General features: G+C 38.5%; 6 protein-coding genes. 1 reads left to right on the top strand and 5 read right to left on the bottom strand.

Features of this window, described 5'->3' with window-relative positions; all coding sequences use genetic code 11:
- From H580_RS0113700 to H580_RS0113690, 3 genes are all read right to left on the bottom strand, one after another.
- A partial coding sequence (locus H580_RS0113700; protein WP_028595305.1) for an IS3 family transposase occupies positions 1-222 on the bottom strand: 222 nt, incomplete at its 3' end.
- Positions 223-1324: 1102 nt separating this feature from the next.
- Complete coding sequence (locus H580_RS0113695) at positions 1325-1981, bottom strand: GAP family protein (RefSeq protein ID WP_028595304.1); 657 nt, start codon at positions 1979-1981, stop codon at positions 1325-1327.
- Positions 1978-2760, bottom strand: coding sequence for a MerR family transcriptional regulator (locus H580_RS0113690; RefSeq protein ID WP_028595303.1), 783 nt, complete (start codon positions 2758-2760; stop codon positions 1978-1980). Before H580_RS0113690 ends, H580_RS0113695 begins: the two co-directional genes overlap by 4 nt.
- 441 nt (positions 2761-3201) lie before the next feature.
- On the opposite strand from H580_RS0113690, the gene H580_RS0113680 reads away from it, so the two are divergent.
- On the top strand, positions 3202-3780 hold the full coding sequence (locus H580_RS0113680; protein ID WP_051217458.1) for a DUF4097 family beta strand repeat-containing protein: 579 nt from the start codon (positions 3202-3204) through the stop codon (positions 3778-3780).
- 188 nt (positions 3781-3968) lie between these two features.
- Here the strand turns inward: H580_RS0113680 and H580_RS24240 are convergent, their stop codons facing one another.
- On the bottom strand, positions 3969-6269 hold the full coding sequence (locus H580_RS24240; RefSeq protein ID WP_051217457.1) for a metallophosphoesterase: 2301 nt from the start codon (positions 6267-6269) through the stop codon (positions 3969-3971).
- A gap of 73 nt (positions 6270-6342) precedes the next feature.
- Entirely contained in the window at positions 6343-7332 is a 990-nt protein-coding gene (locus H580_RS0113670; RefSeq protein ID WP_028595300.1) for an alpha/beta fold hydrolase, read from the bottom strand.
- Positions 7333-7449 lie beyond the last annotated feature (117 nt).

Here is a 7449-nt window from a genome sequence, read left to right as displayed (position 1 = left end):
TTCATTTTCTTTACGTAATGCAATAAGTTCATTCTCTTCAGTAGACCGATTGTCTTTCTCTGAGAATGATCCTGACTGCTGGTATTGCTTAATCCAGCGATCTAGTACAGAAGCACTTAGTTCGTACTCATCTGCAATAGCTGCTCTTGCTTTTCCATTTTCGTATAACTGAACCATCTGTCTCTTAAATTCAGCAGTAAATGTACGTCTTTGTCTTGGCATAGTAGATCCGCTCCTTGTTATATTGCTCTTATTCTACTAGCCCTTATTTTTTCTGTCCAACTAAGTGTAGCCGATCCAAAGCGAATCTAATATATTAATCCTCTTAAACCTACTTATTTCGTTGGATAACTTCCGAAGGTAGGTTATTTGTTATGCAGTCACTCATCACATTTGAATCAGTAATTTACTCACAATGTGATGAGATAAAGAACTATATAAAATATTGTTTATGGAGGTATGAACATATATAAGATTCAATTAATTAGGGGTCAAGTTTGATTTAACATAATGTGATTACAAACTACTGACCAGTAGCATAAGAACTTAAGTGAATACAAACAATAAAGTTACTGTGCGTTATTAAAATGAGATTACACAGGAATGTCATCAACTTCTTGTCATCCGACATGGTTGGACACAAGGCTGTAGTAATATAGCTTATTTTAGTTTTATAGACATATGTACAAAATACGGGTTTTGTGTAATAGTATTAAAGTTAAAAAGTAGTTCTTCTTAAATTGGCTCTATTTTAGCCACATTTTCCGTTTATGTGCATATCCATTATTATTTTATATGTTGTTTACCATAACATCTTTTATCTTTCATTCATGCTAGCTGCTTTAGATTTTTTCTACGTTCTGTTCCAGTATCCATTTAATTTTGTGTTTGTAACGTATCATACGTGCACTTATTATAAATTAACTCTAATGCTTTATTCGTGCTGCACACATTGGCTGATTCTAGATACTTACTGTGTTCATCATTTCATTTTGATCTGACTGACTGGGCTTTAATCTGAATTCGCTTCATATAAAGCCATTTTTCAGACTAATTATCATTAAGCTGCTTACTAAGACTCACCATATTTGCGAATTGTCTATATGTCTACTTTGAAACGGTCTGTTTTGAATTACGTTTACATAATTATTTATTTGAAAACGCTTACTCTCATTTCCTATATATTGGGCTGCTCTAGTAATTAGAATGGCCCAATAATAGCATCAACATACGTCAATAGTTCATTTACAGATACTTGCTCATAAATTTACACACACTATACACGCGCTCTAATGCATCTATCTTTTCCCCAATTCACAATCCATTACAAATAATCTGCGCTATATAGCATTAACAGCACTCCTACAATGCACATAATCCACGAAGCGACAGAACTAGTATTTTTAGAAAACTGTTTCTGCATGTATGTTAATGGCTTTTGCATGGTTCGCCCCAAAAGTATATATAACAAGTACAAAATCAATGCCGGGAGCACCATGACTACATTATACGTTATTAACACCGGAAACCACTGATACCAGACTACTCCTGCATTCGTCATAAGCGCAATTGCCGTAAAATAAGGAAATGCTGTCCCGACCTCTACAAGTGATGTTGTGACTCCTAATGCTACCATAGCAGATATGCGTTTAGACTTTGGGTTTGTTATTCGTGATTTTTGGCTCTTGGGAATATAGAAGCTCCAAACAAAGAAGATCACCCCTACAATAAACAAGAACCAGCTGATTACACGATTGTGTAAGAACGAAGAAAACACTTCAAAAAAGAATCCAAATCCAATCTTAAGAGCCACACCAACGCTAAAATAAAATCCGATCACGGTTATTAAATAAATGAGTAGTCTTGAACCTAATTTCTCTTTCTCAGTTAGCAGCAAGTAAACGGTTACACCTAATATGGCAGGACTTAGCGTATCCAAAAGAGACAAACCGCCAATCATCAATAACAGCTCGGTATTCATGTTCCCTCACCTAGTTGAGTGCCTCTGTCACTGTCTACAGCACTGGATATAAAAATCTCGTATGCACGCTCCATATATTCCAGAACCTCCGGCTGAATGGGATACAGACCAAGTTGTTCAGAAGAATCTGGACATTTTCTCACTTCCCACAGTTTATTAATGAACTCGTCTTCATTTTCAAATTCTTCTTTTTGTTTTTCTAGCATTCTTCTTATCACATTCTGAACACATTCGGATGAGGATTCCTTACATGTATGGTATTTGGTAAGTAAGCCAATAAGCCCTATCCACTCCATGGATTCAGGAGTTCCAGCATTCATATTTGGAAGGTTTCTCCATGATTCAAGCTCTTCATCGTTGAATCTGGCTTTTTTGAAATGCTCACGTCTTTTCTTGTCCTGCATCATTAACTTGATCAGCTTCTGGATTGCCCCTTCCTGATTACCCTCCTCAACCGCAAAGCCACTTACTAAGGTCCGTATCGTCTGCTCCATTTCTTTTAATCTTGCTTGTTCGTCCATTATATAAGTTAACTGTTTGACTAAACCGGCGTTCCAGTTCCATTCCGGCTGAGTCAGTATCTCTTTAATGTCTGAGATTCGATAACCCATGCTTTTATAAAATTGGATCTGCTGCAGCTTTTGAAGATCTTCTTCGGTATACAGCCTATGACCACCTTGCGTTTTAGCGGAAGATGCCAGCAATCCAATTTGATCATAATAACGGAGCGTTCTGGCCGTAGTATTTGTTAGATTCGATACTTCATTAATATGAATCATTGTATAAGTGCCTCCGTTTCACCAATCACTTTTCAAATATTGTACATTTAATTAAATAACCTACTCCAAGGCCAATGCATACGGCTGGTAGTGGGTTGTCAATCAAAAGGCCGATTCCTGCGCCAATGATTACGCATCCGTATATAATCATGTCATCTTTTTTCATGCTTCACACCCTCTTTAATTCTTTAATTACATTTGCATCCAAAGTATAGTAACAAAATTTATTATAATAAATGACGTAACGTCAGTTTCAAGGTCTAATTTTGATTTAATAAAGAAATAATTTAGAGCTTGAAGTTGACGCTGCGTCAACAGCTATAATGTCAAATCATATATAGCTGAGGTGATCCTTTGAAAAAACGGTATAGATTCTCCCTATTGGTTAGCATGTTGTTATTGATTAGTGCGTGTTCTTCTGTTGAAAATGAGGAGACACAAATGGTTGCGCTGAAGGATATTCACACGATTTATATCAATCATGGAAGTACAGCACTTCATGTAAGTTCTTATGAAGCTGAGGATCTTAAGGCCTCGTTCATTGCTTCCGATGACGGTCCAGGAATCAAACTCCACAAAAGTAAGCGTAAACTCAATATATCCTTGAAAAGTGATATTAGGCGAATGTTAAACCTTAGAGAGAAGCCCGAACTCTTCGTTCAAATACCTTCTCAATACGAAGGAAGAGTCATCATCAATGGTTCTTCAGGACAAGTCAATATTCAGGATACGAACGCAGAACTACTTGAGGTCAGAGGGAAAAGCGGCAATATTACGATGGATTTCTCAGAAATAAAAAATCATATTGATATAAATGCAACCAGTGGGAATGTCCTACTGAAACTAAAAACAACAGATTCCGATGCAAGCTGGCACCTTCAAACTAGCAGCCGGAGGCGATCCATTGCTTTTTCGCTAGATAATCATACATTTACGAATCAAAAAACAGAGGGTCAAACGGGAGATGGAACCTATTCCGTACAAATGAAAACATCATCAGGAAATATAACAGTTGAATAATCCCCCTGATCAACAAGCTTATAATCGTCACCGTGAGTACCATTTTGCTCGTTGAACCTATGCCATTCATCGTATTCAAAGCCATTGGTATTCTTACTTCATTTTAGTTTCCATCAAAATACCCGCACAAAAAAATGCTGCCCTATAAGTCAATAGTGACATCATAGGGCAGTATCGTATAAAGCTAGTTAATTACTCGTACTAACTTCGACAGGGTCGGAATTTAATCTCGTACCAACCGCTTTGATGACGAATTCATAATTCATCGTTGAATTAATATTGTTTACAGTAAAGCTGTATTGTGTTTTACCTGCCACGACCGGAATATATTCACTCCAGTGTGTGGACACCTTATCATTTTTCTCATATAGTCTAAAACCTCTTACAGGTTCTGTACTTCCTGCAGGTGGGCTCCATGAAATCACTGCTTTGTTACCATTTCGTACAACACTAGCATTCGTGACGATCCCTGGCTTAACATCGGTTCTCCTGATCCCATACTGATCATAAGCCCTTACTCCATTGTTACCTGATCCTTCATCAGCTATTGCTGCTGTATAGGCTGTAAATTTCAGCACTTGATCAGATACATAAACATCGGTAAACATTTTCTTAAAAGGCTGTAGATTTTTAGCTGCAAAATAATCGTTATAGCCAGGATATTTCGTATAAAATTTATTACCGAATGCATTAGACATCAGATAAATGGTACCCTTAGGATTGATTGCATTCCCTTCACTGTCCAGCGTAATTTGTGAGGCTGGCACAACTTGATCATTGTACATTTGGAATGATCTCATGTACATATGATCGTGAGCTTCAAACACCATATCTATTCCCATCTCATCAAAGGCAGGAACAAGATGCTTTTTATAAAATTGAATTCGTTTATCTTCCCATTTTCCTGAGTTATCTCCTGCACCGTAAGGAGCTTTATGCAGCGCAACGAATTTCCACTTCATATTACTTTTGGCCACGACATTTTTCATCCATTTTACTTGGTCCAAATATTGTTGATCTACCCACTGCACGCTTCCATTACTCGCAAGCCCTCCTTCGTACTGAGAGTTGAAAATGATATACAGTGCATTACCATATTCAAAAGAGTAAACGGAACCATCTTCGGTACCGGCAACCACTTGTTTAGGCAAGTTAAAATGATTATAGAAGTTATTATTCGGTGTTGTCTCATCTCCAGTATAATCTTGAACCTCATGACCACCAAGAACAGGAACGAATGGTACAGTTGTAAGTTCATTTTGGGCTAGACCGAGCATCCATTGCCATTGCTCCTCCAAATCCCCGTTGTCTACCAAATCACCAACATTAATAAGGAATTTAGGGTCGCCAATTTGTATTTTCGCTTTTTTGAACGTATCTGCCCAAGGTTCAAAACCTGACCGACTTGATGCTTGAGAATCAGATCCGGCAATAAAATGATAGGGCTGATTCCCTGCCGCATCGGTTGTGAAGGAACCGATCTGACTCCAACTGTTCGGAGCTCCATTACCTACTCGGAATTTGTAAGCTGTTCCTGGAGTCAGGTTATTCGCAATCGCTTTATGAGCATAATAATACGTTTTCTTTTGAGTAGCTCTGTCTCCCTTGACCACGTAAGTTCCAATTTTTTCAGAGCTGCCTTGATAGGTAATCACTCCATTCTCTGGAAACACACCGCCCTGTACTGCTGAAGCCTGAACGACTTGAACGACCGTATCTGTCATTACATCGGTATACCAGGCGAAGGCTAAGCTTGTTTTCGGGTCTCCGTTAAAGGTCATATTAATTAATTTTGGGGGAACTGGTGGAGTACCCGGATTTGTGCCTGAGATGGGAGTTCCTTTTACAATAACATCTTTAAATAAGCTTGAACCATAAGGCCCAACCGCAGCATTACTTGAATTCGTTGCTTTAGTAGAAGTAACGAGCCAGCGAATATACAATACATCTTGATTGCTTGCGTTAAGTGGAATATCCTGAAGTTTACAGTTCGTGCAGTTAAAGTTGCTCGTAATTAACGTAAGCGCACCATTTGGTATATCCGTCCATGATTGATTATCTGCACTAATTTGAACCTTAAAATCCCGAGGGCCTGTTCCTGTTGAAGTTTGTTGAGAGGATAAAGTAATATTCTCATAATTTTTCGTTGATAACGTAGCCAGCCAGTATTTCGTATTAGCTCCATTATGCCAGCCTTGATATTTGATACTATTGTCCGTTGACACAAGCGCCTCGAAATATGGACCACCGATTGCACGAATGGTAGCACTTTGCTGATTCACACCAGATGAAGCTGGAATAATTCCTTGTGTTCCTGCGCTGGTAAAATTCCATTGGGCAATAACCTCACTACTCGGTGTGACCGCAGTCTCGACTGGCTGCTCATTTGCACTAGCTGCTCCTATTACATGGAATGGAAACAAAATTAGAACGAATAGCACGATTAGGACATTATGTAATCTTTTTTTTACCTCTTTTGTGATCCTCATGCCCGTTACCTCTTTTCCATTTTCATTTGAACGATTCATTTGCAATATATGTTTATTGACCATTGGATATTTCTTATTTTATTTCGTTCATAAAAGCCCTAAACTGCTTAGCAATTTCTTTGGATTGCGTATGATGCAAATAATGACCGCCGTCTAAGGGAATCACTTTCCCATGTACAGCATCTTTGATCTGCTCTTCGTGCAAAGGGAGCCAACCTTCTACAGGCGGATTATTCCCTTGAATAAATAATAAGAGAGGAAGATCTTTAGGAAACGTTAACGACTGCGCCTCCTTAAAATTAGTAGAAAGATGCTTTAATTCGTTTAAAATAGTAGCTTCGTACGCGTTTTTTAATGAAATCATTCGCATCTGTTCTTTTGTTTGATCATGAAATGGCAGTCCATCATAAGCGTCACCACTTACATTCATCATCAATCTTAGGAGACCAGAATGCTTGAGGAAACTAAACGTTTTTAATGGGAATGTAACATCCATACCAGGTTGTGTCGGAACACTCGTATCAATCCCGACAAATGCACGCACTTCATTCGGATATTTGTGAACATAATCGAGCCCGTAAATGCCTGCAATGGAATGACCCATAAGGATGTACTGCTCCATATTCAGCTGCTGCAGCGCTTCATGGATTTCACTTACAATATGGTCTGTGGTACGTTCTTTTTCGGTTCCATCGCTTAAACCATAACCAAAAGGCTCAATCACCACTATTTTGTAAAATGGCGATAACTCTTCTATTAAGAGCTTAAAATCAAGTGCTGGTGATGCTGTACCATAACCAGGCAGGAGCACGATTGTTTCTTCCCCTTCTCCTTCAATTAGCACATTCATCTGTTTCCCGTCTACAGTCACCAACTGTCCATAGGATTCTATTTTTCGTTGCTCTGATTTACTGCTTATGACATCCACGGTGAACACAATGGCAAGAAAAAGTACGATCACTGCCGCTAAAATCCCTATTGTTCTAAGAAGAATGACAATCGGTTTATTCCAACCCCTGCTCGTCCTCTTATTTAGTAGCTCCTCTTTTATCTCCACTCTCATCTCTCCTGTCCACATTTGGCTGACTTTACAAGTCGTTAGGGACAGCTTACATGCGGAAGATGTACTCCCTATGACCGCAATATGAACGGAGTATGAACTGGCAAAAAAAAAATGCTA

Source organism: Paenibacillus assamensis DSM 18201 (assembly GCF_000422445.1).
Classification (GTDB): Bacteria; Bacillota; Bacilli; order Paenibacillales; family Paenibacillaceae; genus Paenibacillus_B; species Paenibacillus_B assamensis.
The sequence above is the reverse complement of the archived record's forward strand: the minus strand, read 5'-3'. Positions and strand labels throughout refer to the sequence as shown.

What these genes read in the sequence shown, in the direction of transcription:
- H580_RS0113690 (WP_028595303.1), bottom strand. Translation starts at nt 2,760, where the DNA reads ATGATTCATATTAATGAAGTATCGAATCTAACAAATACTACGGCCAGA.
- H580_RS0113680 (WP_051217458.1), top strand. Translation starts at nt 3,202, where the DNA reads ATGGTTGCGCTGAAGGATATTCACACGATTTATATCAATCATGGAAGT.
- H580_RS0113695 (WP_028595304.1), bottom strand. Translation starts at nt 1,981, where the DNA reads ATGAATACCGAGCTGTTATTGATGATTGGCGGTTTGTCTCTTTTGGAT.
- H580_RS24240 (WP_051217457.1), bottom strand. Translation starts at nt 6,269, where the DNA reads ATGAGGATCACAAAAGAGGTAAAAAAAAGATTACATAATGTCCTAATC.
- H580_RS0113670 (WP_028595300.1), bottom strand. Translation starts at nt 7,332, where the DNA reads ATGAGAGTGGAGATAAAAGAGGAGCTACTAAATAAGAGGACGAGCAGG.